At 63.6% G+C, this 26756-nt stretch carries 23 protein-coding genes; 18 read left to right on the top strand and 5 right to left on the bottom strand.

The features are described from left to right. The first annotated feature begins 135 nt into the window (after window positions 1-135). From argS to mgtE, 14 genes are all read left to right on the top strand, one after another. Window positions 136-1881: an arginine--tRNA ligase gene (gene argS / locus AACQ43_RS18760; protein WP_168968267.1), complete on the top strand. Its 1746-nt coding sequence runs from the start codon at window positions 136-138 to the stop codon at window positions 1879-1881. Between the two features lie 3 nt (window positions 1882-1884). Beyond that, window positions 1885-2724 (top strand): SPOR domain-containing protein, encoded by an 840-nt coding sequence (locus AACQ43_RS18755; RefSeq protein ID WP_011707775.1) that lies wholly within the window; start codon window positions 1885-1887, stop codon window positions 2722-2724. 187 nt (window positions 2725-2911) lie between these two features. Beyond that, the gene (gene hslV, locus AACQ43_RS18750) at window positions 2912-3445 is read left to right on the top strand and encodes an ATP-dependent protease subunit HslV (RefSeq protein ID WP_168968266.1); all 534 of its coding nucleotides are present in this window, start codon (window positions 2912-2914) and stop codon (window positions 3443-3445) included. A gap of 95 nt (window positions 3446-3540) precedes the next feature. Beyond that, the gene (hslU, locus tag AACQ43_RS18745) at window positions 3541-4869 is read left to right on the top strand and encodes an HslU--HslV peptidase ATPase subunit (RefSeq protein WP_168968264.1); all 1329 of its coding nucleotides are present in this window, start codon (window positions 3541-3543) and stop codon (window positions 4867-4869) included. Between the two features lie 260 nt (window positions 4870-5129). Next, on the top strand, window positions 5130-5771 hold the full coding sequence (locus AACQ43_RS18740; protein WP_168968263.1) for a TetR/AcrR family transcriptional regulator: 642 nt from the start codon (window positions 5130-5132) through the stop codon (window positions 5769-5771). Between the two features lie 85 nt (window positions 5772-5856). Further along, on the top strand, window positions 5857-6825 hold the full coding sequence (gene hlyD, locus AACQ43_RS18735; protein WP_168968261.1) for a secretion protein HlyD: 969 nt from the start codon (window positions 5857-5859) through the stop codon (window positions 6823-6825). Further along, window positions 6822-8576 carry an ATP-binding cassette domain-containing protein gene (locus AACQ43_RS18730; protein WP_168968260.1) on the top strand — a complete coding sequence of 585 codons (1755 nt, stop codon included), beginning with the start codon at window positions 6822-6824 and terminating at the stop codon, window positions 8574-8576. Before hlyD ends, AACQ43_RS18730 begins: the two co-directional genes overlap by 4 nt. Beyond that, window positions 8573-9682: an ABC transporter permease gene (locus tag AACQ43_RS18725; protein ID WP_168968258.1), complete on the top strand. Its 1110-nt coding sequence runs from the start codon at window positions 8573-8575 to the stop codon at window positions 9680-9682. The genes AACQ43_RS18730 and AACQ43_RS18725 overlap by 4 nt, the downstream gene beginning before the upstream one ends. Before the next feature lie 3 nt (window positions 9683-9685). Then, window positions 9686-10774, top strand: a complete 1089-nt coding sequence (locus tag AACQ43_RS18720; RefSeq protein ID WP_168968256.1) for an ABC transporter permease — start codon at window positions 9686-9688, stop codon at window positions 10772-10774. Between the two features lie 296 nt (window positions 10775-11070). After that, complete coding sequence (gene nirB / locus AACQ43_RS18715) at window positions 11071-13617, top strand: nitrite reductase large subunit NirB (protein ID WP_168968254.1); 2547 nt, start codon at window positions 11071-11073, stop codon at window positions 13615-13617. Next, window positions 13617-13934: a nitrite reductase small subunit NirD gene (gene nirD, locus AACQ43_RS18710; RefSeq protein ID WP_016352322.1), complete on the top strand. Its 318-nt coding sequence runs from the start codon at window positions 13617-13619 to the stop codon at window positions 13932-13934. The genes nirB and nirD overlap by 1 nt, the downstream gene beginning before the upstream one ends. Before the next feature lie 57 nt (window positions 13935-13991). Continuing rightward, window positions 13992-14804 carry a nitrite transporter NirC gene (gene nirC / locus AACQ43_RS18705; protein WP_168968252.1) on the top strand — a complete coding sequence of 271 codons (813 nt, stop codon included), beginning with the start codon at window positions 13992-13994 and terminating at the stop codon, window positions 14802-14804. A 12-nt stretch (window positions 14805-14816) separates the two neighbouring features. Continuing rightward, a complete protein-coding gene (gene cysG / locus AACQ43_RS18700) occupies window positions 14817-16223 on the top strand; it encodes a siroheme synthase CysG (RefSeq protein WP_168968250.1) in 1407 nt (468 codons plus the stop codon). 132 nt (window positions 16224-16355) lie between these two features. Next, window positions 16356-17780 (top strand): magnesium transporter, encoded by a 1425-nt coding sequence (mgtE, locus tag AACQ43_RS18695; RefSeq protein WP_168968248.1) that lies wholly within the window; start codon window positions 16356-16358, stop codon window positions 17778-17780. A 57-nt stretch (window positions 17781-17837) separates the two neighbouring features. Here mgtE and AACQ43_RS18690 read toward each other — a convergent pair whose 3' ends face one another. Then, window positions 17838-19691: a methyl-accepting chemotaxis protein gene (locus tag AACQ43_RS18690; RefSeq protein WP_168968246.1), complete on the bottom strand. Its 1854-nt coding sequence runs from the start codon at window positions 19689-19691 to the stop codon at window positions 17838-17840. A gap of 146 nt (window positions 19692-19837) precedes the next feature. Here AACQ43_RS18690 and rraA point away from each other — a divergent pair, with 146 nt between their 5' ends. Continuing rightward, the gene (rraA, locus tag AACQ43_RS18685; RefSeq protein ID WP_005306574.1) at window positions 19838-20323 is read left to right on the top strand and encodes a ribonuclease E activity regulator RraA; all 486 of its coding nucleotides are present in this window, start codon (window positions 19838-19840) and stop codon (window positions 20321-20323) included. A gap of 269 nt (window positions 20324-20592) precedes the next feature. Here the strand turns inward: rraA and AACQ43_RS18680 are convergent, their stop codons facing one another. The 3 genes from AACQ43_RS18680 to AACQ43_RS18670 form a co-directional block, all read right to left on the bottom strand. Further along, complete coding sequence (locus AACQ43_RS18680) at window positions 20593-21267, bottom strand: 7-cyano-7-deazaguanine/7-aminomethyl-7-deazaguanine transporter (RefSeq protein WP_076362142.1); 675 nt, start codon at window positions 21265-21267, stop codon at window positions 20593-20595. A gap of 132 nt (window positions 21268-21399) precedes the next feature. Next, a complete protein-coding gene (locus AACQ43_RS18675) occupies window positions 21400-21687 on the bottom strand; it encodes a DUF3630 family protein (RefSeq protein WP_168968244.1) in 288 nt (95 codons plus the stop codon). Window positions 21688-21697: 10 nt separating this feature from the next. Continuing rightward, window positions 21698-23125, bottom strand: coding sequence for a protein adenylyltransferase SelO (locus tag AACQ43_RS18670; RefSeq protein ID WP_168968242.1), 1428 nt, complete (start codon window positions 23123-23125; stop codon window positions 21698-21700). 103 nt (window positions 23126-23228) lie between these two features. On the opposite strand from AACQ43_RS18670, the gene AACQ43_RS18665 reads away from it, so the two are divergent. Then, complete coding sequence (locus tag AACQ43_RS18665) at window positions 23229-23528, top strand: c-type cytochrome (protein WP_168968240.1); 300 nt, start codon at window positions 23229-23231, stop codon at window positions 23526-23528. 59 nt (window positions 23529-23587) lie between these two features. Here AACQ43_RS18665 and recQ read toward each other — a convergent pair whose 3' ends face one another. Further along, complete coding sequence (gene recQ, locus AACQ43_RS18660) at window positions 23588-25423, bottom strand: ATP-dependent DNA helicase RecQ (RefSeq protein ID WP_168968238.1); 1836 nt, start codon at window positions 25421-25423, stop codon at window positions 23588-23590. 133 nt (window positions 25424-25556) lie between these two features. Between recQ and AACQ43_RS18655 the strand changes: the two genes are divergently transcribed. Further along, window positions 25557-26021 carry a thioesterase family protein gene (locus AACQ43_RS18655; protein WP_049045446.1) on the top strand — a complete coding sequence of 155 codons (465 nt, stop codon included), beginning with the start codon at window positions 25557-25559 and terminating at the stop codon, window positions 26019-26021. Window positions 26022-26145: 124 nt separating this feature from the next. Next, the gene (locus AACQ43_RS18650) at window positions 26146-26673 is read left to right on the top strand and encodes an AbiTii domain-containing protein (RefSeq protein ID WP_168968236.1); all 528 of its coding nucleotides are present in this window, start codon (window positions 26146-26148) and stop codon (window positions 26671-26673) included. Window positions 26674-26756 lie beyond the last annotated feature (83 nt).

The raw sequence follows: 26756 nt of genomic DNA, 5'->3' as shown, positions 1-26756 counted from the left end.
CGGTGCCAAATGCAGTGAAATATCCGCCCATCCAACTCCGGCGGGCCGTCCCTATAGTTTTCTCGGGCCGATGCGGGTAAAATTCACGCCCTTATATATCAGTCATTTTTCGACGCGCAACCTTGGTGGTCAGTTATGAAAGAGCATATTCATCATCTACTTGAACAAACGGTAGCCAATCTGAAGTCTGCGGGCGTCCTGCCGGCGGACCTGGAAGCCCGCGTGCAAGTAGACCGATGCAAGGAGAAGGCTCACGGCGACCTGGCCACCAACCTGGCCATGCTGCTGGCCAAACCGGCCCGCAAGAATCCCCGTGAGCTGGCCGCTGCCATCATCGAGCACCTGCCCGCCTCCGATCTGATCGCCAAGGTCGAGATCGCCGGCCCCGGCTTCATCAACTTCTTCTTCGACCCGAGCTGGCTGGCCGGCCAGGTGGAGGCCATGGTCGCCTCTGCCAACGCCAACGTGAAGCTGCCGGCGCCGCAGACCGTGGTGGTGGACTACTCCGCCCCCAACGTGGCCAAGGAGATGGCGGTGCACCACATCCGCTCCACCGTCCTCGGTGACGTGGCCGCCCGCGCGCTGGAGTTCCTCGGCCACAAGGTGGTGCGTGCCAACCACATCGGCGACTGGGGTACCCAGTTCGGCATGCTGATCGCCTATCTGGAGAAGATGGCCAACGAGCACGCCTCCGACATGGAGCTGCGCGATCTGGAAGCCTTCTACACCCAGGCCAAGCGCCACTACGACGAAGACGAAGCCTTCGCCGAGCGCGCGCGCAACTACGTGGTCAAGCTGCAGGGCGGCGATGAGTACTGCCGCACCATGTGGAAGAAGCTGGTCGACATGACCATGGAGCAGAACCAGCGCAACTACGACCGCCTGAATGTCTCCCTGACCAACAAGGACATCATGGGCGAGTCCATGTACAACGACATGCTGCCGGAGATCGTGGCCGATCTGAAAGCTCGCGGCCTGGCGGTCGAGAGCGAAGGCGCCACCGTCGTCTTCCTGGACGAGTACAAGAACAAGGATGGCGAGCCCATGGGCGTCATCATCCAGAAGAGCGATGGCGGCTTCCTCTACACCACCACCGACATCGCCTGTGCCAAATATCGTTACGAAACCCTGGGCGCCGACCGGGTGATGTACTTCATCGACTCCCGTCAGCACCAGCACCTGATGCAGGCCTGGACCATCACCCGCAAGGCGGGCTATGTGCCGGAATCCGTACCGCTCGAGCACCACGCCTTCGGCATGATGCTGGGCAAGGACGGCCGTCCCTACAAGACCCGTTCCGGCGGTACCGTCAAGCTGGTCGAACTGCTGAACGAAGCCGAAGAGCGCGCCAGCGCCCTGCTGGAGAGCCGCAACAGCGACCTCTCCGCCGAAGAGAAGGCCCAGGTGGTGCACGCCATCGCCATGGGTGCGGTCAAGTATGCGGATCTCTCCAAGAACCGTACCACCGACTACATCTTCGACTGGGACCTGATGCTCTCCTTTGAAGGCAACACGGCGCCGTACCTGCAGTACGCCTACACCCGTATCCAGTCCATCTTCCGCAGGGCCGGCGTCGATGCCGACACCCTGAGCGGTCATGTGATCCTGAACGAGGAAGCGGAAGAGGTGCTGGCCCAGAAGCTGATCCAGTTCTCCGACGCGGTCAACGGCGTGGCGGACAAGGGCATGCCGCACCTGCTCTGTACCTATCTGTACGAGCTGTCCGGCAACTTCATGACCTTCTACGAAGCCTGCCCGATCAACAAGGATGGCGTCGACGAAGCGACCCGTCAGAGCCGTCTGCTGCTGTGCGCCGCCACCGCCAAGGTCCTCAAGCTGGGTCTGGGCGTACTGGGCATCCACACCCTGGAGCGCATGTAATAGATGGCGACCCGGGATTATGTCGGCAGCCGCCCGCGACGTCGGGCGGGTGGTCGCAACACCAAGAAAGCGGCACCTCGCCGCTTTCCTGTTATCCCGGCCCTGCTGGCCGGGGCGCTGCTGGCTGGCTTTGGCGGCTTCCTCTACACCATCAGTGGCAAGGGTCATGATGCCCCGACCATCGAAGAGCAGGTGAAAGCCAACAAGCCCAAGGCACAGAACAACGGTCTGCCGCAGGAGAAGTGGAGCTATATCGAACGGCTGGAGAACAAGCAGGTCGATATCACCGAGCCGCCGCCCCAGCCGGGCGTGCTGCCACCACCGCCGGCGGAAACCATGACCCTGCAGCCGGAGAAGCTGCCGCAACCGGTGCCGACCGACATTCCCCAGCCGGGTACCCCCATCGGTCAGGTGCAGCCCTACAAGCCGCAACCGGTACAACCGGCCAAGCCGGCGACCGGCGCACCGGTGGCCAGTGCCCAGGAGCAGGTGATCGACCGCAAGGCCGAACGGGACCGGATGGAGCGGGAGCTGCGTGCCGAACTGGAGCGGGAACGGGCCGAGGCCGCCAAGGCCAAGGCGGCCACCCCGCCCGCGACGGCCGACAACGAACGCTACATGATGCAGTGCGCCGCGCTGCGCTCGCAGGATTCCGCCGAATCGCTCAAGGCGCGCATCGCCTTCACCGCCGGGCTCTCTTCCAGCCTGCAGGTGGTCAACGGGGCCGGTGGTGCCGTCTACAAAGTGATGGTCGGTCCCTTCAGCGGCAAGGCGGCGGCCGATGCGGCCAACCGCAAGCTGCAGGGCTCCGGCATCAGCGGCTGCATCCCCAAGAAGGGCTGATCGCCGCATGCATACCACAGGGCCGGGTGGCAACACCCGGCCCTGTTTCTTTTGGTGCCAGTTGCCACCGATCCTCTCCCACCCCGTTTGTCTCGCCAAACCGCAGGCTTGAAAAGCCGGTTTGCCATCCCCATCTTTCTTGCCATGCACAGTCAGGCCGTCATTCGGCTCAAGCGAGGTAAGTAAAGTGACTACCATAGTTTCAGTTCGCCGCAACGGTCAGGTCGTCATCGGTGGCGATGGCCAGGTTTCCCTTGGCAACACCGTCATGAAGGGCAATGCCCGCAAGGTTCATCGCCTCTATAACGGCAAGGTACTGGCTGGTTTCGCCGGCGGCACCGCCGACGCCTTCACCCTGCTCGAGCGCTTCGAAGCCAAACTGCAGGCCCATCAGGGCAACCTGGAGCGCGCCGCTGTGGCGCTGGCCAAGGACTGGCGCACCGATCGCGCCCTGCGCCGCCTCGAGGCCCTGCTGGCCGTCGCCGACGAGCACAAATCCTTCATCATCACCGGCAACGGTGACGTGGTGCAGCCGGAGCACGATCTCATCGCCATCGGCAGCGGCGGCAACTTTGCCCAGTCCGCCGCCATCGCCCTGCTGGAGAACACCGAGCTCGACGCCAAGAGCATCGTCGAGAAGGCGCTCAAGATCGCCGGCGACATCTGTGTGTTCACCAACGGCAACCACACCATCGAAGTGCTGGATTATTCAGCTAAATAAGTCGGCGAAATAGGACCGCCAAATAAGGCCGTCTTGCCAGACCCCCCATTTTCCAAGGGGTGGGCCCTACCCGCCCCGGATACAGGAACGCCATCATGTCCGAGATGACCCCGAGAGAAATCGTCCACGAGCTGGATCGTCACATCATCGGCCAGGCCGACGCCAAGCGCGCGGTCGCCGTCGCCCTGCGCAACCGTTGGCGCCGGATGCAGCTCGATGAAGAGATGCGCCATGAAGTGACCCCGAAAAACATCCTGATGATCGGCCCGACCGGTGTCGGCAAGACCGAGATCGCCCGTCGCCTGGCCAAGCTGGCCAACGCCCCCTTCATCAAGGTGGAAGCGACCAAGTTCACCGAAGTGGGCTATGTCGGCAAGGAAGTGGACAGCATCATCCGCGATCTGACCGATGCCGCCATCAAGCTGGTGCGCGAAACCGAGATGGAGAAGATGAAATACCGCGCCGAGGAAGCCGCCGAAGAGCGCATCCTCGACGCCCTGCTGCCCAACCCGCGCAACAGCTGGGGCGAGGAAGAGAAAGCCGACAACTCCAACACCCGCCAGATCTTCCGCAAGAAACTGCGGGAAGGTCAGCTGGATGACAAGGAGATCGAGCTGGAGCTCTCCGCCTCCCCGATGGGCGTCGAAATCATGACCCCGCCGGGCATGGAAGAAATGGCCAACCAGTTGCAGGGGCTGTTCCAGAACCTGGGCCAGAACCAGAAGAAGAAGCGCAAGATCAAGGTCAAAGAGGCCATGAAGGCGCTGATCGAAGAGGAAGCGGCCCGCCTGGTCAACCCGGAAGAGCTGAAGCAGAAGGCCATCGCTGCGGTCGAGAACAACGGCATCGTCTTCCTCGACGAGATCGACAAGATCTGCAAGCGCGGCGAGAGCTCGGGCCCCGATGTCTCCCGTGAAGGGGTACAGCGCGACCTGCTGCCACTGGTCGAGGGCTGCACCGTCAACACCAAGCACGGCATGGTCAAGACCGACCACATCCTGTTTGTCGCCTCCGGCGCCTTCCAGATCGCCAAGCCGTCTGACCTCATCCCCGAGCTGCAGGGCCGCCTGCCGATCCGCGTCGAGCTGACCGCGCTGACCACCGATGACTTCGAGCGCATCCTGACCGAGCCGAACGCCTCGCTGACCGATCAGTACCAGGCGCTGATGGCCACCGAAGGGGTCAAGATCGAGTTCACCAAGGATGGCATCCGCCGTCTGGCCGAAGCGGCCTGGCAGGTCAACGAGCGCACCGAGAACATCGGTGCCCGTCGTCTGCACACCGTGATGGAGCGGCTGATGGAAGACATCTCCTATGACGCCTCCGAGAAGTCCGGCGAGACCTTCGTCATCAACACCGACTACGTCAACGCCCACCTCGGCAAGCTGATTGAAGACGAGGATCTGAGCCGCTTTATTCTGTAAGAGCGAGCAATGGACCTGAAAACGCCTCCCCTGTGGAGGCGTTTTTATTTCTCCACCACCAACCTCCATCGTCCGTATTCAGGCCCACACCTGCGGCAACCCGCTCAATCCCAAGCCGTTTCCAAACCTCTCCTTGCCAACGCCCGCCGTTTTTTCATCCCCGCTGAAATCTGCTCAAAAAAAGATCTTTCCTATTCTCGGCGGCTGATTTATACATACGTATAAATCAGATCAAAATCTGTGCAGCAGGAACCAGAAAAATGAATCCAACCCGTCAGAAACTGCTCGATACCGGCCTCGCCATCGCCACCGACAAGGGGCTGCGCGGCCTGACGGTGCGCGAGCTGGCGGCAACGGCAGAGGTGAACCTCGGCTCCTTCGTCTACCACTTCGGCAACCGCGACGCCTTTATCGACGAGCTGGTCGAGCTCTGGTACGCCCCCCTCTATGACGAGCTCAAGGCGGTGGCAGCCAAAGGCTCCTACCCCTCTGCCATCGCCATGTTCGAGGCGACCATGGAGGCGCTGATCGGGCTGGTGGCGCGCCAGCGCGGCTTTATCAACCACCTGTTTGGCGATGCGCTGGCAGGTGAAGGGGCGGCCCAGCGCTTTCTGCTCAGCCTGCCGCGCCGTCATCCCCTGCTGCTGATCGAGCAGGTACGGATGGCACAGGCGGAAGGGTCGCTGGTCGCGGGTCACCCGCTCCAGCTGATGATCTTCATCATGGGGTCGGTCGGCCTGCCGCTGGTGATCGCCGGCAGCGGTCGTCAGCTCGGCTGGCTGCCTGAACAGGCAGCCCCCTTTCTCAGCCAGATAGACAGCCCCGAGGCCGCCAGACAGCGGCTGGGATGGGCCCTGCGCGGCCTGCGCTCCACCGGCATCAAAGAAGGAGAAGCGGCATGAAACAACGCATCGCTATGGTAGCTCTGCTGCTGGCGGTTCTCAGTGGTTACCTCTGGCTGCAGAACCACCCTCAAGGAGAAGCGGTATGAAGCAACGCATTGCAATCGTAGCCCTGCTGCTAACCGTTATCGGTGGCTACCTCTGGTGGCAGGGGCGCCCGGCCGACGGCTCCATTCTCTACGGCAACGTCGATATTCGCGACGTCAATCTGGCCTTTCGGGTCGGCGGCCGCGTCGATCAGGTGCAGGTCGATGAGGGAGATAGCGTAAAAGCCGGTCAACTGCTGGCCCGCCTCGATCCGGTTCCCCTCACCCACAGCCGCGACCGCGCCCGCGCCAATCTGGCTGCGCTCACTGCCGCCAACGCCTTGATCCACAAAGGCTATCGCAGCGAAGAGACCGACCGCGCCCGGGCCGCACTGGCCGCCGCCGAGGCCGCTGCGCTGGAGGCCGACCAGCAGTGGCGCCGCCAGAGCGCATTGGCAGCCACCGGCGCCATCTCCCGCGGTCAGCTCGATACCGCCCGCTCCCAGCGGGATCAGACCCAGGCGCAGGTACGCTCGGCACGCGAACAGCTCGCCCAGCTCGAAACCGGCTACCGCCCGGAGGAAATCGCCCAGTCCGATGCCCAGCTGGAAGGGGCCAAAGCGGCGCTCGCCAGTGCCGAGCTGGCGCTGGCGGATGCCAGCCTGACCGCCCCCAGCGACGGCATCATCATCAGCCGCGCCATCGAGAACGGCAGCATGGTCCAGAGCGGAGCGACCGCCTTCAACCTCTCCCTGACCGCGCCAGTCTGGGTGCGCGCCTATGTGGAGGAGCCCTGGCTCGGTCACTTCCCGAGCGGCGCCAGGGTGATCCTCACCACCGACTCGCGGCCGGATCAGCCCTATCACGGGGTGGTGGGATTTGTCTCGCCCACCGCCGAGTTCACCCCGAAATCGGTGGAGACGCCGGATCTTCGCACTCACCTCGTCTACCGGCTGCGCATCGTGGTGCAGGACCCCGACCCGGCACTGCGCCAAGGAATGCCGGTCACCGTCAGGCTGGCGCCATGAGCTGCGCCATCTCCCTTGAGGGGCTCACCAAACGCTTTGGCGAGCGGGTCGCCCTCAACGCCATCTCGGCCACCATTCCGGCTGGCGGCATCACCGGGCTGGTCGGCCCCGACGGCGCGGGCAAGAGCACTTTGCTGCGCCTGTTGGCCGGTCTGCTGATCCCCGAAGCGGGCACCATCCGGGTGCTGGGGCTGGACCCGGTGAGCGAGGGAGATCTGCTGCGTCAGCGCCTCGGCTACATGCCCCAGCAGTTCGGCCTCTACGAGGATCTCAGCGTGCTGGAAAATCTCACCCTCTACGCTGACTTGCGCGGCGTACTGGAGCCCGAACGCACGCCCACCTTCGCGCGGCTGCTCGCCTTCACCGATCTCGCTCGCTTCACCGCACGACCGGCGGGCAAGCTCTCTGGCGGGATGAAGCAGAAACTCGGGCTGGCCTGCGCACTGCTCGGCACCCCGGATGTGCTGCTGCTCGACGAACCCGGGGTCGGGGTCGATCCCATCTCCCGCCGCGCCCTCTGGCAGATGGTGCGCGAGCTGGCCAAGGGGGGGATGACGGTGCTCTGGAGTACCGCCTATCTCGATGAGGCGGAGCTGTGCGACCACGTGCTGCTGATGGCGGATGGCGAGGTGCGCACCAGCGGCACGCCGGCCGATCTGATGGGGGCCATGGCCAGCCGCTGCTGGCTGCTGGAGGCGGGGCAACTGGATGGCCGCGAGCGGCGCGCCCTACTGCGCCGGGCACTGGCGCACCCCGCGGTGATGGATGGCGCCGTGGCGGGGGAGCGGGTTCGCCTGCTGCTGCACCCGGGCATGACGCCCCCGCCGCTGGCGGAGCTGCATCTCGCCAACGGCACCTTTCAACCGGCCCAGCCCCGGCTGGAGGATGCCTTTATCGACCTGCTCGGCGGCGGCCCCGGTGGGGAGTCGAGTCTGGCGGCCGGGATGCGGGAAGCCGAACTGCCGCAGGGGGTCTCCCCCGAGGCGGTGATCGAGGCGCGCCACCTCACCAAGCGCTTCGGCGATTTTGCCGCCACCGATGATGTCAGCTTTGCGGTGCGCCGCGGCGAGATCTTTGGCCTGCTCGGCCCCAACGGGGCGGGCAAGTCCACCACCTTCAAGATGGAGTGCGGACTGCTGCGCCCGAGCGAGGGGCAGGCGCTGGTGACCGGCATCGATCTGGCCCACAGCCCCTCGGCGGCACGCCAGCGCCTCGGTTACATGGCGCAGAAGTTCTCCCTCTACAAGCAGCTCACCGTGGCCCAGAACCTCTCCTTCTTCGCCGGTATCTACGGTTTGTTCGGCCGCCACCAGCAGACGCGGATCGACGCCATGGTGACCGCTTTTGCCCTCGCCCCCTGGCTCGATCAGAAGGCGGAATCCCTGCCGCTCGGCCTGCGCCAGCGCTTGTCGCTGGCCTGCGCCCTGCTGCACGAGCCGCCGCTGCTATTTCTCGACGAGCCCACCTCCGGGGTCGATCCGGTGACCCGGCGCGAGTTCTGGTCGCACATCAACGCGCTGGCCGACCACGGCGTCACCGTGCTGGTCACCACCCACTTTATGGATGAGGCGGAGTATTGCGACCGCATTGCCCTCATCTATCGCGGCAAGCTGCTGGCGCTCGGCACTCCGGACGATCTCAAGGGGCTGGCCGCCAAAGAGGAGGCGACCTCTTTGCCAACCGGCTCCTTGCCGACCATGGAAGAGGCCTTTATCACCCTGGTCGAGCGGGCCAGCGAGGAGGACGCATGAGCATCAACCGTCGGCGACTGCTGGCCCTCTGCCGCAAGGAGACGCTGCAAATCGTCCGTGACCCGAGCAGCATCCTCATCGCCTTCATCATGCCGGTGGTGCTGCTGGTGGTGATGGGTTACGCCATCAATCTGGATGTGGACCATCTGCGCCTCGGCATCTGGCGTACCGACAGCGGAGCCCCGGCGGTGCGGCTGGAGCAGGCCCTGCGCGGCTCAACCGCGCTGGAGATCCACAGCGGCCCGAGCAAGAAGTCCCTGCTCGCCACTCTGGCCCGTGGCGAGATCCGCGGCCTGCTGGTGATCGACGACGGCTTCTCCCGCGCCATGGCCGGTCAGGGCAATGGCACGCCGCAGGCGCTGCTGCTCACCGATGGCTCCGAGCCCAACACCGCCAACTTCGTCACCAACTATGTGCAGGGGATCTGGCAGGGGTGGCTCGCAGGCGAGGGGGTCGCCATGCCGGTGTCGATAGAGAGCCGCGCCTGGTTCAACCCGGCGCTGGTGAGCCGCAACTTTCTGGTGCCGGGCTCCATTGCGGTGGTAATGACCATCATAGGGGCCCTGCTCACCTCGCTGGTGGTGGCGCGGGAGTGGGAGCGCGGCACCATGGAGGCGCTGCTCGCCACCCCGGTCACCAAGGGGGAGCTGCTGCTCTCCAAGCTGCTGCCCTACTATGGCCTCGGCATCATCGCCATGCTGCTCTGCCTGCTCTTCTCGGTGGCGGTAATGGGCGTGCCGTGGCGCGGCTCCCTGCTGCTGCTCTTTCTGGTCACCAGCGTCTTTCTCGGCAGCGCCCTCGGACTCGGGCTGTTCCTCTCCACCGTGATGCGCAGCCAGTTCAACGCCGCGCAGGCAGCGCTGATCGCCGCCTTTCTGCCCGCCGTGATGCTGTCGGGCTTCGTGTTCGAGATCGCCAGCATGCCGCCGCTGCTGCGAGCCATCACCCACCTCATTCCGGCCCGCTACTTCGCCAGCTCCCTGCAGACCCTCTATCAGGCGGGCAGCGTCTTCTCGATCCTGCTGGTCAACGGTTTCTGTCTGCTGCTGCTGGCCGGTTTCTGGCTGGCCCTGACCGCCCGCAAGACGCGGCGCACTCTGGAGTAACCCATGCTGATCCGACTCTGGTGGCTGATCCGAAAAGAGCTGCAGGCCCTGCTGGGCAATACCCAGGGGCGCTTTCTGCTCATCATGCCGGTGCTGCTGCAAACCGCCCTCTTCCCGTTCGCCGCCACTCTGGAGGTGACCGGCAACACGCTGGCCATCTACAACCAGGATGGCGGAGCCCAGAGCCGCGAGCTGCTGGAGCGCCTCACCCATATGCCCGCCTTTACCACCATCATCCCGGTGCAGGGCGAGGCGGGCATGACCGAGGCCATCACCGGGCAGCAGGCACTGCTCGGGCTGATTATTCCGGGGGATTTCTCGCGTCGGCTGGCGCGGGGCGAACCGGCCAGGGTGCAGCTGATTATCGATGGCCGCCGCTCCAACGGCGGTCAGGTGGCGGCTGGCTACATCAGTCAGGTGATCGCCCGCTGGCAAAGTGAGGGCAAGGGGCAACCCGAGCTGGCGGTGCGCAACCTCTACAACCCCAACGTCGAATTCCACTGGCATATCCTGCCGGCGCTGGTGGCCATCATCACCACCACCGGCTGCCTGATTGTCACCGCCCTCTCGGTCGCGCGGGAGCGGGAAGAAGGCACCTTCGATCAGCTGCTGGTCTCCCCCCTCACCGCGGGCTGGATCATGGCGGGCAAGGCGGTGCCCGGCATCATGGTGGCGGTGGGGCAAGGGTGCATAGTCGCGCTGGCCGCCCGTTTTGTCTTTCACCTCCCCTTTGCCGGCAGCCTCAGCCTGCTGATGGCGGGCATGGTCTGCTACGGGCTGGCACTGGCCGGGATCGGGCTCTTCATCTCGTCGTTCTGCTCGACCCAGCAGCAGGCCTTTCTCGGGGTCTTCTCCTTCACCGTACCGGCGGTGATCCTCTCGGGCTACATCTCGCCGGTGGAGAACATGCCGCAGGTGTTCCAGTGGCTGGCGGCCATCGACCCCCTCACCCACTTCATCGTGCTGCTCAAGGGGGTCTTCCTCAAGGGGTTCGACTGGTCGGACGCCTGGCCCCTGCTCTGGCCGCTGCTCGCCATCGCCGGCGTCACCCTGTCGCTGGCGCTCGCCATGTTCCGCCGCCATATCGCCTGACGCGCCACCTTGTTCAGCTGATGCCGATCTCGCCCAGCGCGAGGCCGGCCATTTTCCGCCAGAAGTTTTCACTCCCCGGCCGTGGGTAAACCGGGCTTTCCCTCCACCACCCCTCACCCCGAGCTAGCCCAGAAATCATTAACTGGCATACCTATTTTTGTATAGTGTTGAATTTTCTCGAATTACCCCTGAGGAGATATATAAATAGACACTTGATTTGCATCAATCGCCCACCCCTGCCGACTGGGTAGCCTAGCCCCAGAATGATGTTTTATTACTCCAAACTTGAGGCAACTATGAGCAAAGTCAGACTGGTCGTTGTGGGCAACGGCATGGTGGGGCACCGCTTCATCGAAGAGCTGATCGAGCGGGCCGACCCGGGCCGCTACGAGATCACCGTCTTCGGTGCAGAACCCCGTCCCGCCTACGATCGCGTCCATCTCTCCTCCTACTTCTCCCATCACACCAGCGAAGATCTCTCCCTCGTCAAACCCGGCTTCTACGACAAGCACGGCATCCGCCTGCTGCTCGGCGAAGCGGTGAAAAAAATCGACAGGGCCAACCGCGAAGTGCACTCCAACAAGGGCACTGTGGTCGAGTACGACAAGCTGGTGCTGGCCACCGGCTCCTACCCCTGGGTGCCGCCCATTGCGGGCAGTCAGCACCACGAGTGCTTCGTCTACCGCACCATCGAGGATCTGAAAGCCATCCGCAGCGCCGCCAAGAGCGGCAAGAGCGGGGTGGTGATCGGGGGTGGCCTGCTTGGCCTCGAAGCCGCCGGCGCCCTCAAGGCGCTGGGTCTCGAGACCCACGTGGTGGAGTTTGCTCCGGTGCTGATGGCCGAGCAGCTCGATGGTCAGGGCGGCCAGCTGCTGCGCCGCAAGATTGAATCCATGGGCGTGCAGGTGCACACCAGCAAGAGCACCAGCGAGATCCTGATGCACGGCGGCCGCGACGCCCAGCACCGCCTCGCCTTCGCCGACGGCAGCCAGCTGGAAGTAGACGTGGTGGTCTTCTCCACCGGCATCCGCCCGCAGGATACCCTGGGCCGTTACTGTGAACTGGCCATTGCCGACCGTGGCGGCGTGCTGATCGACGATCACTGCCTCACCTCCGACCCCGACATCTACGCCATCGGCGAGTGTGCCGCCTGGCAGGGCCGCTTCTTCGGGCTGGTGGCACCGGGCTACAAGATGGCCCAGATCACCGTCGACCATCTGCTCGGCGGCGACAGCCGTTTCGAGGGGGCGGACATGAGCGCCAAGCTCAAGCTGCTCGGCGTCTCCGTCGGCTCCATCGGCGATGCCCACGGCCGCACCCCGGGCAGCCACAGCTATGTGTTCCAGGATGACCAGGCCGGCGTCTACAAGAAGATCGTGGTGAGCGAAGACAACAGCCGATTGCTCGGCGCCGTGCTGGTGGGTGACGTGGAAGATTACGGCAACCTGCTGCAGATGATGCTCAACGCCCTGCCGCTGCCGAGCCACCCGGACACCCTGATCCTGCCCGCCTACGCCGGGGCCAAGCCGACCCTGGGGGTGGATGCCCTGCCTGAGAGCGCCCAGATCTGCTCCTGCTTCGATGTCTCCAAGGGCGATATCGCCAAGGCGGTGGCCGAGGGTCACACCACCCTGGCCGCCATCAAGCAGCACACCAAGGCCGGTACCGGCTGTGGCGGCTGCGTGCCGCTCATCAGCCAGGTGCTCAACGCCGAGCTGGTGAAGCAGGGCATCGAGGTCAACAACCACCTTTGCGGCCACTTCCCCTACTCCCGTCAGGAGCTGTTCCACCTGGTCAAGGTGGAGGGGATCAAGAGCTTCGACGAGCTGCTGGCCAAGCACGGTCACGGCCATGGCTGCGAGGTGTGCAAACCGACCGTCGGCTCCATCCTCGCCTCCTGCTGGAGCGACTATGTGCTGAGCCCGCTCAATACCCAGCTGCAGGACACCAACGACATCTTCCTCGGCAACATGCAAAAGGACGGCAGCTACTCCGTCATCCCGCGCATGGCCGGCGGTGAAGTGACCCCGGAAGGGCTGCTGGCAGTGGCCGAAGTGGCCCGCGACTACAAGCTCTACACCAAGATCACCGGCGCCCAGCGCATCGGTCTGTTCGGAGCCCAGAAGGATGATCTGCCCGCCATCTGGCGCAAACTGCTGGCGGCCGGTTTCGAGACCGGTCAGGCCTACGCCAAGGCGCTGCGCATGGCCAAGACCTGCGTCGGCAGCACCTGGTGCCGTTTCGGCGTGCAGGACAGCGTCGGCCTCGGGGTCTTCCTCGAGAACCGCTACAAGGGTATTCGCACCCCCCACAAGATGAAGTTCGGCGTCTCCGGCTGTACCCGTGAATGTGCGGAAGCGCAGGGCAAGGACGTCGGCATCATCGCCACCGACGCGGGCTGGAACCTCTATGTAGGCGGCAACGGCGGCATGAAGCCGCGCCACGCCGACCTGCTGGCCTCCGATCTCGACCGCGAGACCCTGATCAAGCTGATCGACCGTTTCATGATGTTCTACGTCACCAGCGCCGACAAACTGCAGCGCACCTCGGTCTGGCTCGGCAATCTGGAAGGGGGCGTCGACTACCTGCGCGAGGTGATCGTCGACGACAAGCTGGGGCTGGCCGAGACGCTGGAGCGCGATATCCAACGCCTTATCGACAGCTACGAGTGCGAATGGTCGCGAACCCTTAATGAAGAGGAAGCGCTCAAACGCTTCAGCCACTTCATCAATAGCGACAAGCGCGACCCGGACGTTCAGTTCGTCAGCGAGCGCGACCAGCACCGACCGGCCACCCCGGCCGAGCGCATCCCTGTCTACCAGATCGAGGTGGAGACCAAATGATGAAATTAGCCTGCCAACTCAACGACATCCTGCCTGGCACCGGCGTCTGTGCTCTGCTCGAGGGGCGTCAAATTGCCCTGTTCCGCCCGAGCGCGGCGGCCGAGGTGTTCGCCATCGACAACCGGGATCCCTTCTTCGCCGCCAACGTGCTGTCGCGCGGCATCGTAGGTGAACATGAGGGTGAGCTCTGGGTCGCCAGCCCGCTCAAGAAGCAGCACTTCCGTCTGCGCGACGGCCACTGCCTCGAGAACGCCGCCATGTCGGTGCAAAGCTATCCCGTTGAAGTACGCGACCAGCAGGTCTGGGTCGCCGTCTAACGCCGATTTCACTCTCTTTCGGGCTGCCTGCAGGCAGCCCTTTCAAGGACTCACAAGATGTACACGGAAACCATTAACAAGTGCGCCGCCAACGCGGCCCGCATCAACCGCTTCGAGCGCAGCGACAAACTCGGCTTCTGGCTCAGCTCCGCCATGGCGGGGGCCTATGTGGGCCTCGGCATCATCCTCATATTCACCCTCGGCAATCTGGTGGATCCGAGCATCCGACCGCTAGTGATGGGGGCCACCTTCGGTATCGCCCTGACGCTGGTGATCATCGCCGGCTCCGAGCTGTTCACCGGCCACACCATGTTCCTCACCTTCGGGGTGAAGGCGGGCAAGATCACCATGGCCGACCTGCTGCGCATCCTGCCGCAGACCTGGGCCGGCAATCTGATTGGCTCCGTCGTGGTGGCGCTCATCTACTCCTACGGCGGCAGCCTGCTGCCGGACGCGGGCAGTCTGGCCCACAAGGTGGCGCTGGCCAAAACCCAGGCTCCGGCGCTGACCCTGTTTATGAAGGGGATCCTCTGCAACTGGCTGGTCTGCCTCGCCATCTGGATGGCGCTGCGCACCGAGGGTGCCGCCCGCTTCATCGCCATCTGGTGGTGCCTGCTGGCCTTCATCGCCTCCGGCTACGAGCACTCGGTCGCCAACATGACCCTGTTTGCCCTCTCCTGGTTTGGTGCCCATTCCGAGGCCTACACCCTGGGTGGCATCGGCCACAACCTGCTGTGGGTGACCCTGGGCAACACCGTCTCCGGCGCCCTCTTCATGGGCCTCGGCTACTGGTATGCCACCCCCAAGGCTGAGCGCCCGGTCGCTGTGAGCGAGACCGCCACCACTGCCAGCCAGACCCAAACCGCCTGATCCGGAGGCCCCATGGACTACTTGCCCATCTTTTGCCGACTCGACAACAAACCCGTGCTGCTGGTCGGCGGCGGCGAGGTAGCACAGCGCAAGGCGCGCCTGCTGCTGGATGCCGGTGCCCAGCTCACCGTGGTCGCGCCCGAGCTCGACCCCGAGCTGGCAGAGCTGGCTGCCAACGGCAGCATCGAGTGGCTGGCCGGTGAATTCGCGCCGGCACAACTGACGGGCAAGTGGCTGGTGGTGGCCGCCACCGATCGGCGCGAGGTGAACGCCCTGGTCTACCAGAGCGCCAATCAGGCGCGGATATTTGCCAACGTGGTGGATGACCCGAAACGCTCCAGCTTCATCATGCCGTCGATCATCGACCGCTCGCCGCTGATGGTGGCCATCTCCTCCGGCGGCAAGGCACCGGTGCTGGCCCGGCTGCTGCGGGAAAAACTCGAAGCCCTGCTGCCGCAACATCTGGGCGCCGTCGCGGCCTTCGCCGGCAGCCTGCGGGAGCGGGTCAAGGCCCGCTTCGCCAGCATGGGCGAGCGGCGCCGCTTCTGGGAACGGCTGCTCGGGGCGGACCGGCTCGGGCAGGCACTGGCACGGGGCGATAGCGCCTCTGCCAATCAACTGGCCGACAGCCTGTTTGCCGACGAAAGCCAGACCGGTGGCGAGGTGGTACTGGTGGGGGCAGGCCCCGGCGATCCGGGCCTGCTCACCCTGCACGCCCTGCGCCAGATGCAGCAGGCGGACGTGGTGGTCTATGACCGGCTGGTCTCCGACGAGGTGATGGCGCTGGTGCGCCGCGACGCCAAGCGCATCTTCGTCGGCAAGCAGGCGGGCAACCACTGCGTGCCGCAGGAGGGGATCAACCAGCTGTTGCTGGAGGAGGCGAAGAAGGGCCAGCGGGTGGTGCGGCTGAAGGGGGGCGACCCCTTCATCTTCGGCCGTGGCGGCGAGGAGCTGGAGACGCTGGTCGGCAGCGGCATCGGTTTTCAGGTGGTGCCGGGGATCACGGCGGCCAGCGGCTGCGCGGCCTACGCCGGCATTCCACTGACACACCGCGATCACGCCCAGAGCGTGCGCTTCGTCACCGCCCACGGCAAAGGGGGCGCCCAGGATCTCGACTGGCCGCTGCTGGCCAAAGACAAACAGACCCTGGTGTTCTACATGGGGCTCTCCTCCTGTGCTACCATCCGCGAGCAGTTGCTGACCCACGGCAAGGCAGGCGATACCCCGGTGGCGCTGATCGAGCGTGGCACCCAGCCAAGCCAGCGGGTCATTCGCGGCACCCTGGATCAGTTGCCCGCGCTGGCGGTGGGGGTCGAGAGTCCGGCCCTCATCATGGTGGGCTCTGTGGTGACCCTGGCGGACCAGCTCGCCTGGTTCGGGCAAGGAGGCACCGCAGACGCGGCCCTGGCCTCGGCCTGATCGCGGCTTCTAATCCAACGCCACCCTAGGGTGGCGTTTCTTTTTCTGCATTTACTGTCATAACCTCTTGTTTTGAGTCTGGTATCCTATGGGGTGTGTCAGCCGGACCACCGAATTCAGGAATTCTGCTTCATGTCCCTCCCCGCCAAGAACAGCGCCAAACAGCGTGAACAAGACAGATCACGTATTCTCACCCTGCTGCTGGCCGATGATGCCCTCACCGACAGCCTGCTCGACCCGCAAGGGGTGCAGGATGCCACCCTGCGGGATCAGACCAGCGAGCTCACCCGGCTGGTCAACAGCCTGCCCGCCGCCGATATCGCCGATGCGCTGGAATCCCTGCCGCCGGACGAGCGCCACGTGCTGTGGCAGCAGGTGGACGAGGAGAAGCACGGCCAGATCCTGGTCGAGGCGTCAGAGACGGTGTGGGACAGCCTGATCAGCGGCATGAGCGACAAGGAGCTGCTGCACGCCCTGAGCACCCTCGACATCGACGACCAGATCTACCTGGGCCAGCACCTGCCCCGCAACCTGATGGGGCGGCTGCTCACCTCCATGGCGCCGGTGGACAGGGACAAGGTGCGGGAGGTGATCCGCTACGGCAAGCACACGGTCGGCGCCATGATGGACTTCGAGCTCATCACGGTGCGGCCCGACGTGACCCTGGCCACCGTCCAGCGCTATCTGCGCCTGCGCGGCCAGATCCCCAAGAACACCGACAAGCTGTTCGTCACCGATCGGCGCAACCGGCTGCAGGGGGAGCTGCCCCTCACCGCCGTGCTGCTGCACAAGCCCGAAACCCTGGTGAGCGAAGCGATGGAGAAGGATCCGGTCACCTTCGATCCGGAAGACAACGACGAGGCCGCCGCCCGCACCTTCGAGCGGGACGACCTGGTCTCCGCCGCCGTGGTGGATGCCAGGGGCAAGCTGATGGGCCGGCTCACCGTCGCCGAGGTGGTGGACCTGGTCTATGAGGAGAGCGACACCGACCTGCGCCGCATGGGGGGGATCAGCGAGGAAGAAGACGTGTTCGCCCCCGTCTCCAAGGCGGTCAAGACCCGCTGGGCCTGGCTCGCCATCAACCTCTGCACCGCCTTCGTGGCATCGCGGGTGATCGGCCTGTTCGAGCACACCATCTCCCAGCTGGTGGCGCTGGCGGCCCTGATGCCCATCGTCGCCGGGATCGGCGGCAACACCGGCAACCAGACCATCACCATGATAGTGCGGGCGCTGGCGCTGCAGCATATCCAGACCGGCAACGTCTCCTTCCTGCTGTGGCGCGAGCTGGGGGTGGCCCTGATCAACGGCCTGGTGTGGGGCGGCACCATGGGGGTGGCCACCTACATCCTCTATCAGGATGCGGCGCTGGGCGCGGTGATGACGCTCGCCATGATGCTCAACCTGCTGGTGGCGGCGCTGATGGGGGTCATCATCCCCATGACCATGAGCCGACTGGGCCGCGACCCGGCGGTGGGTGCCAGCGTGATGATCACCGCCATCACCGACACCGGCGGCTTCTTCATCTTCTTGGGGCTGGCCACCCTGTTCCTGCTTTAATCCGCTTGGCAGTAAAAAGGGAGCCTTGATGGCTCCCTTTTTCATTCGGCGCGGCCGCTACACCCGGTATTTGGCCACCGCCTGGTTGAGCAGCTTGGCCTGCTCGGTCAGGCCGTGGCTCGACTTGGCGTTCTCCTCCGCCATCAGGCTCGACTCCTGGGCGATGTCGCGGATGTTGTTGACGTTGCGGTTCACCTCGTTGGCCACCAGGCTCTGCTGCTCGATCGCTGCCGCAATCTGGGTGCTCATGTCCATGATGTGGGTGACGTCCTGAGTGATCTGCTCCAGCAGTTCGCCCGCCATGCTGGCTTGCTCCGAGCTGCTGTTGCCCTGCTCGCGGCAGGTTGCCATCATGCCCACTATGTTGCCGGTCTGCTTCTGCAGCGAACTGATGATGCCGGCGATCTCCTGGGTCGACTTCTGGGTGCGGATGGCGAGGCTGCGCACCTCGTCCGCCACCACCGCAAAACCGCGCCCCTGATCCCCCGCCCGCGCCGCCTCGATGGCCGCGTTGAGCGCCAGCAGGTTGGTCTGCTCGGCGATGCCGCGGATCACGTCCAGCACAGAGCCGATGGTTTCGCTCTCCTGCTGCAGTTGGGCCACTTCGCGGGAGGAGTTCTCCAGGTTGTCGGCCAGGGAGCGGATCTGGCTGACGGTGTTCTCCACCGCACTGCGTCCCTCCATCGCCTTGTTGTTGGTGGTCTGGGCATTGTTGGCGGCCTGCTCGGTGTTGCGGGCGATCTCCTCTATGGTGGAGCCCATCTCGGTGGAGGCGGTCGCCACCATGTCGGTCTCCTGCAACTGGCGAGCGGCCCCCTCGCTGGTGCGGCGGACGTTGCCGGAGAGGTGATCCGCCGCCTCGGTCAGGGTGTGCACGCTCTGCTTAACGTCGCCGATGAGGTGGCGAAAGCCCCCCAGCATCACGTCCAGATTGCCTGCCAGCTGGGCCATCTCGTCCGCCCCCTGCAGCTCTATCTTGAGGCGCAGGTCATTATCCTGCCGGATGCGGTTGACGGTGTCGTTCACCCGCGAGATGGGGCGGTCGATGCTGCGCCCCAGCAGCATGCTCATGATGCCAATCAGCACTATGATGATGCCGCCACAGACCAGCATCAAGGTATTGAGGCGCGAGGTCTGCCGTACCAGCTCGTCGGCGACGTGCTTGCCGACGGCGGTAAAGCCCTGCTCGGTCTGATGCACCAGGCCCCGCATCTCATTGCGCAGCCCCTCATCTTCACTCAGTCCCAGCACTTGCATGCCCTGCACCAGCGCGACGAAGTCCTGTCGGTACTGCTCGCTGGCCTGCTCCAGCTTGCCGCGATCAGCCTCCGGCAAGGTTGCCAGCCGCTGCTGGAAATCCTTGTGCAGGGTCTGGAAGCGCTCCAGATACTGGATGTCGGAGCGCAGCATGAAGTCTTTCTCCGCCCGCCGCAGCTGCAACATGGTGATGAGCAGCCCCTGTTCATCCAGCTGCTTGAGCCCCTCTTCCACCTGATGCACTGCCGTTCTCAAACGCCCATAGAGGCCGTCTTCCGGCCCCAACCCGATGATCTGCTGCTGGGCCACCAGATCGTTGAAGGCCTTGCCATAGGCCCCCATCTGCTGATCCAGCCGGGTCAGTTCGCCCTGCACGGCACTGAGGTTGTCATCCTGACCCAAGGTCTGGTTGAGCTGGTGAAAATTGGCCAGCACCTCGTTGAAGCGGGTCACGAAGGCCGGATCCTTGCGGATCAGGAAATCCTTCTCGGCCCGTCGCAGGTTGAGCATGGCGATCTCGAGCCCGTCCACGTTGCGCTGGGCCTCGGTCAGATGGCGACTCACCTGGTTGGAGTAGAGAAACAGGCCGCTCAATACCAGCATGGCAACGGCGACCAGCGCGGTATTCAAGATCAATTTATGACGGATCAGCACGATGAACCTCTCACAAGCATGGGATGGACTGCATTGAGCTTATGCGGAAAACGTTATCCCCGTTGTTGTTCAAGGAATATTCATTGAAATGCCGGTCCCACTCCTTATACTGGATCCCACCTGTTTCCAGCGGTGGATTTGACACAATGGAATACAACACTTCAGAACTGTGCGACATCTATCAGGACATGGTGGATGTGCTCGAACCCATGCTCTGCTCCTTCGGCGGCCGTGCCTCGTTCGGCGGCGTCATCACCACAGTCAAATGCTTCGAATCAAACGGCCTGATCCGTGAACTCGTCAAAGAGAACGGCGTCGGTCGGGTGTTGCTGATCGATGGCGGTGGCTCCATGCGCCGCGCCCTGATCGACAGCGAGATCGCCACCACGGCGGCCGAGAACGAGTGGGAAGGGATCGTCTGCTACGGTTGCGTACGCGAGGTCGACATTCTGGAAGATCTGGATATCGGCATTCAGGCGCTGGCAGCCATTCCGGTGGGCGCCGACAGCAAGGACGTGGGCGAGACCGATCTACCGGTCAACTTCGGCGGCGTCACCTTCCTGCCGGACGACCATCTCTACGCCGATACCACAGGGGTGATCCTCTCCCCCGATGCGCTCGACATCGAGTAAGCAGAACAGAGTAAAAATGGGAGCCAAGGCTCCCATTTTTTATGCCCGTCGCTGGCCGAAAACACGCAAAAAAAGAGGGCCAGTAAAAACTGGCCCCTTAACTGGAAGCAATGTGAGCAATGTCGTGCCTTCACAAGAAGTCCATCACGTTGGAACGAATGAAGTCTTTCCCGGAAAACAAGTTAACAATAATCATTCTCATTTAACTTAGCAACCCTTATTTGCCAAAAATGCAAAAAAATTGACCACCCATGGGGTGGTCAATCTCATCAGGCTTGTCGCGTAGCAGCTTGCAGGCCAGCCAATCCGGCCTCCCCCACCAGCTTGCGGCTGAGATAGCGCAGCAGCACACCGTAGAGCGGCACAAACAACCCCAGACTTATCAGCAATTTGAATACGTAATCCACGGTCGCGATCTCGACCCAGTGCTCGGCCATGAAGGGGTCCGTGCTGCGCCAGAAGGCGATGGTGAAGAAAGCGATGGTATCTACCAGGTTGCCGAACAGGGTGGAGGCTGCCGGTGCCACCCACCAGGCTTTCAGCAGCCGCAGCCGGTTGAACACCACCACGTCCATGAACTGGCCCACCAGATAAGCCATAAAGCTGGCTAACGCGATCCGGGCAACAAAGAGATTGAACTCTGCCAGATTGCCGACCCCCTGGAAACTGCCCTCGAAGAACAGCACCGACAGGGCATAGGAGATGGCCAGCGCCGGCAGCATCACGGTCTGGATGATCTTGCGCGCCAGACCGGCACCGAAGATCCGCACCGTCAGGTCGGTGGCCAGAAAGATGAACGGGAAGCTGAAGGCACCCCAAGTGGTGTGGAAGCCGAAGATGGTGATCGGCAGCTGCACTAGGTAGTTGCTGCTGGCAATGATCAGGATGTGGAACAACGAGAGGCGCACCAGCGCCGTCTGGTGCTGAGCAGGGGTCAGATTCATATTGTGACCTTTTTGGTTAATGGGGTTAGGGAACCCATACCGCCACCATTGGCGATAATTGAGGGGCGATATTATACGCCCCCACACTGATAGTTCAATGTTTATGCGGTTGCTTGAGGCTGTTGTCCCCGCTCAACCCTGATGCTGACGGGCCAGCCAGAGCAGCACCTCGGCATCGGCCGGCTGCTCCACCGCCAGCCAGCAGCCGCTGTAGTGTTCGTATTCGAGCCGAAAGCGGCTCCCCTCGAACTCCAGCAACCAGCTGTGACGATCGGCGCCGCACTCCCGCTCGAGCGCCACCAGCTCCCACTCCTGCAACAGCGCCTCGGCCAGGGTCGGAAAACTGTCCCAGTCGAGTGCGGGGTTCACCAGCGTCACCACCCCGGCCTCCCTGTCTGTCTGCGCGATACGCCAGTTCATCTGCGGTTCCTCAACTGCTGCAAGAGAGCTCGCCACCGCAATACCATGCCGGTTGCGGAGTAGCGAGTTCCTCGTATTCGGGTTGCTCATCATAGGGGTGCTGCAAGGCCGCAAACAGCCGCTCGAACGGTGCCATGTCACCCTGCTCGGCGGCCTCGATCACCCGCTGGGCCAGCGCATTGCGCAGCACATACTTGGGGTTGACCGCATCCATCAGCCCCTTGCGCACGCCATCCTCACTCTCTTCCCGGTCGAGGCGCGCCCGATAGGCCTCAAGCCACCCTTGCCAGGCGGCAGGCTCCGGCAGCAGCGCCAGCAGGCTGGCGGGCCATGCCCCCTCTCCCGTCACCTCACCGAGACGGCGCAGGAACAGGTGGTAATCCACCCCGTGCGCCGCCAGCAGCTGGAACAACTCGCGAAACAGCGCCGGATCATCGTCTTCCCACACCGCCAGCCCCAGTTTGGCCCGCATCAGTTCGGAATAGTGCAGCATCAACTGGTGTTCGTACTGGGCCAGGGCCGCAGCCAGCGCGTCCCCATCGACGTGGTCGGCCAGCGCCTGCGCCAGCTTTTGCAGGTTCCAATAACCGACCGCGGGCTGCTGATCCAGCGCATAGCGACCGCCCGGATCCGAGTGGTTGCAGACAAAGTCCGGCACATAGGCATCGATAAAGCCGTATGGCCCGTAATCCAGCGTCAACCCGAGCAGCGACATGTTGTCGGTGTTCATCACCCCGTGGCAGAAGCCTGCCGCCTGCCACTTGGCGATGAGCCGCGCGGTGCGGCGCACCACTTCGGCAAACAGCTCGGCACCATCGGCCAGCTCGGGGAAATGGTGGCGCAGCAGATAATCGATAAGGGCCGGGATCCGCTCCCCCTGCCCGCTCCAGGCGAAATACTCGACGTGGCCGAAGCGCAGATGGCTCGGGGCGGTACGCAGCACGGTCGCACCTGTCTCCACCTGCTCGCGGTAGACCGGCTCCTGGCTGCCCACCAGCACCAGGGCCCGGGTAGTGGGAATATCGAGGGCATGGAGCGCCTCGGAGGCCAAATACTCGCGAATGCTGGAGCGCAGCACGGCACGGCCATCGCCGAAGCGGGAAAATGGCGTCTTGCCCGCCCCTTTCAGGTGCAGGTCCCAGCGGCTGCCATTCGGCGCCTGCTGCTCCCCCAGCAGCAGGGCGCGGCCATCGCCAAGACGTGGGCTGTAGCCGCCGAACTGGTGGCCCGCATAGACCTGGGCTACCGGCTGCATGCCGGGCAAGAGCTGCCCATGGCCACAGCAGGCCAGCCAGTCGGTCTCGCTCACCGCCCCCAGCCCCAGCTCACCGAGCAGCGCACGGTTGAGGTGCAGCAGGCCGGGAGCATGCAATGGCTGGGGTGCGACGGGCTCACAGGCCCAGGGCAGTTCGGTGGCAAAAGTGTTGATCAGCTTCATGGTGGTGCGGTTCGTCCCTGCGTATGCTCGTGTCACTCTTTATACCGCCGTCGGCCAGCACTGGCTAACGGACGATGCGCTATTTCATTTCAAGGAGAAGAAGATGCAAAGATGGTTGGGCGCCCTGCCCCTGTTGCTGTTGTTATGGGGGCCGGCCCAGGCGGCCGATGTCGAGGCAGGCAAGGCCAAGGCCGCCGTTTGCGCCGCCTGTCACGGGGTTGAAGGCAAGGCTCTTATTCCCAGCTATCCCCATCTGGCGGGACAAAACGCCGCCTATCTGGTGAAACAGCTGAAGGCCTTCAAGGATGGCAGCCGCAAGGAGCCTTTGATGGTGCCCTTCATGGCGCCGCTCACCGATGCGGACATGGAGAATCTGGCGGCCTATTACTCCAGCCTCAAATAACCCGGCGCGCCCGGCAGACGGGCGCCTCCCATTGACGACGCACCCACTTCACCAACCTTTTACCGACGGCAGTAGTCGATGATCAGGTCCATAAAGGCTTCGCCAAAGCGTTCCAGCTTGCGGTGACCCACGCCGTTGACTGCCAGCATTTCCGCCTCGGTCATCGGCATCAGCTGCGCCATCTCGACCAGGGTGGCATCGTTGAACACCACGTAGGGCGGTACCTCTTCATCCTCGGCGATCTGCTTGCGCAGGGCGCGCAGCTCCTTGAACAGCCGCTTGTCGTAGTTGGCGTTGTCGAGCAGACCGTTGCGCTTCTCCTTGCGGCTGGAGATGGGCTGCAGGCGCGGCACCGCCAGATCCAGCTTCACCTCGCCGCGCAGCACGGGACGGGCGGCCTCGGTCAGCTGCAGCACAAGATTGCGGGTGATGTTCTGGGTCAGCAGCCCCTTGTGGATCAGCTGGCGGATCACGCTCATCCAGTACTCGTGGCTCTGATCCTTGCCGATGCCGTAGGTCGACAGCTTGTCGTGGCCGTGGTCCTTGATGCGCTGGTTCAGCGAACCGCGCAGCACCTCCACCACATAACCCACGCCGAAGTTCTGACCCACCCGCCAGACGCAGGAGAGCGCCTTCTGGGCATCTTCGGTGCCGTCATAGCTCTGGGGCGGGTCCAAGCAGATGTCACAGTTGCCGCACGGCTTGTCGTTGTACTCGCCGAAGTAGTTGAGCAGCACTTGACGGCGGCAGGTCTGCGCCTCGGCAAAGGCCGCCATCACGTTGAGCTTGTACTGCTCCACCTGCAGCTGCTGGGGATTCTCGATGTTGTCGAGCAGGCGGCGCACCCGACCGATATCGGCAGGATCGTAGAGCAGCAACGCCTCGGCCGGAGTGCCATCGCGCCCGGCGCGGCCGGTCTCCTGATAGTAGGATTCGATGTTCTTCGGGATGTCGTAGTGCACCACGAAGCGCACATTGGGCTTGTCGATGCCCATACCGAACGCCACCGTCGCCACCACTATCTCGATATCATCCTTGAGGAAGGCCTCCTGAGTCTGCTGACGCAGCTCGAGCGGCAGACCGGCATGATAGGGCGCCGCCTTACAACCGTGGCGGGATAGCCGCTCGGCCACCTCCTCCACCCGGTTGCGGCTGGAGCAGTAGACGATGCCGCAGTTGCCCTTCTGGCTCTGGACGTAACGCAGTAGCTGCTCGGCCGCCTTGAACTTCTCCACCAGGCTGTAGCGGATATTGGGGCGATCGAAGCTGGCAGTGTGGATAAAGGGATCGCTCAGCTCCAACCGGTGCAGCATATCGCTGCGGGTCGCCTCGTCGGCGGTGGCGGTCAACGCCACCACCGGCACCTGCGGGAACCACTGCTTGAGCCGGCCCAGCGCCGCATATTCCGGCCGGAAGTCATGGCCCCACTGGGAGACGCAGTGCGCCTCATCGATGGCGAACAGCCCGAGCGGCAGTTCGGCCAGCCGGTCCATGAACTCGTGCTGCAGCAGGCGTTCGGGGGAGACGTAGACGATTTTTATCTCGCCGCGCCGCATGGCGGCGAAGTTCTGGATCATCTCTTCCCGGCTCAGTGCCGAGTTGATGTAGACCGCCGCCACGCCGTTGGCGCGCAGGCTGTCCACCTGATCCTTCATCAGCGAAATGAGGGGAGAGACCACCACCCCGAGCCCGGGCCGCAACAGCGCAGGGATCTGGTAGCAGAGCGACTTGCCGCCACCGGTCGGCTTGAGCACCAGCGCATCGCGCCCCGCCACGATCTGCTCGATGATTTCGAGCTGGCCCGGCCGGAATTGCTGATAGCCGAACACCGCCTGCAGCAGGGCAAGCGGATTCTCTGGCTGGGGGTCAGGCAGGGTTTCGGCAATGGCGGTCATGGGCTCTCCTTTGGGGTCGCCATTCTAAAGCAGCCGCCGCCCACAATAAACCTGCCATTGCGACTGTTAAGGAAGTGTTGCAGACTGGCTGGAGTTTTTACTCGGTCGTACTGCCAGGGATCGGACTCAAGGAATGAAACAGATGCTCAAGAAGATGGCGCTCAGTGGCATTGCCAACCTGTTCGCCGAGAGGATGCCGTTCAATAAGCTGATCGGCATGCAGGTGACCCACTACGACTTCGACAAGGTGGAGCTGCGCATCAAGATGGAGGAGAAGCTGATCGGCAACCCCTTCCACAACATCCTGCACGGCGGCGTCACCGCCAGCCTGCTCGATGTGGCCGGCGGCATGATAGTCGCCGCCTCCTGCATCGACGAGCTGGAAGACTTCTCCCCCAGCCACCTCAAGGAGCGCTTCTCCCGCCTCGGTACCATCGATCTGCGGGTGGACTACCTGCGGCCGGGGCGTGGCAACGAGTTCATCGCCACCGCCCACATCATCCGGGCCGGCAGCAAGGTCGCGGTTGCCCGCATGGAACTGCACAACGAAGAAGGGACTCATATCGCCTTCGGTACCGGCACCTACCTGGTGGGCTGAGCCAGCCTATTGCATAAAAACCACGCTGCTAATCTAATTTTAATCATTAGAAACCTTACCCCCTCTGCCGCCACCAGGTTCATACTGAAAGTCGGGATTGTGTGCGGAGGGAGGATTGCAGGCGATGAGTGCGAAACTGGCCACCAAACCATCCAGAACCTTGTTGACACAGCTCGAGTCCATGCTCGACGAGGTGCAGACACCCGAGTGTCGCCACTGGCTGGAACAGGAGCTTGAGGGATACTCTCTCTGTTCGCCCCTGCCTTGGTATCGCATCATAGCCTGTCGGCAACGCGGTCACTTCTTGGATCTGAAGACGGGAAAATACCTGACTTGTCATATCAACAGTCAAACACTAAGCCAACGCGATCTGGCCCAAATTCAGTTCATCTATGCCCGTGAACCCGCCGCCCACTATTTGCTGCAACGCAATTCCGGTATTGAGCCCTGGCCAGAACAGCTGCAGGAAGATTATCAGGAGCAGCTGATCCCCGGCCATCTATGCCTGCAAGCCTGGCATGAGCCCGTGTCTTCATTACGTGAACAACTGATGGAGGGAATCGAACATTTCATTAGTGAGTACCCCAAGCACGCGGCCTTGCAACCTCAGCATGGCTTCAAGGCATTGCGGCATCAGCACTGGCATATCTAACAGGCGCCTGGCGCGCAAGGAGGGCACCATAGACAGAACCCAACCAGAGATTGCCACAATCTAGAGTGCCGGAGTCAGGATCA

Source organism: Aeromonas sp. DNRA1 (genome assembly GCF_963888745.1).
Classification (GTDB): Bacteria; Pseudomonadota; Gammaproteobacteria; order Enterobacterales; family Aeromonadaceae; genus Aeromonas; species Aeromonas hydrophila.
This window is presented reverse-complemented; position numbering and strand designations above follow the sequence as displayed.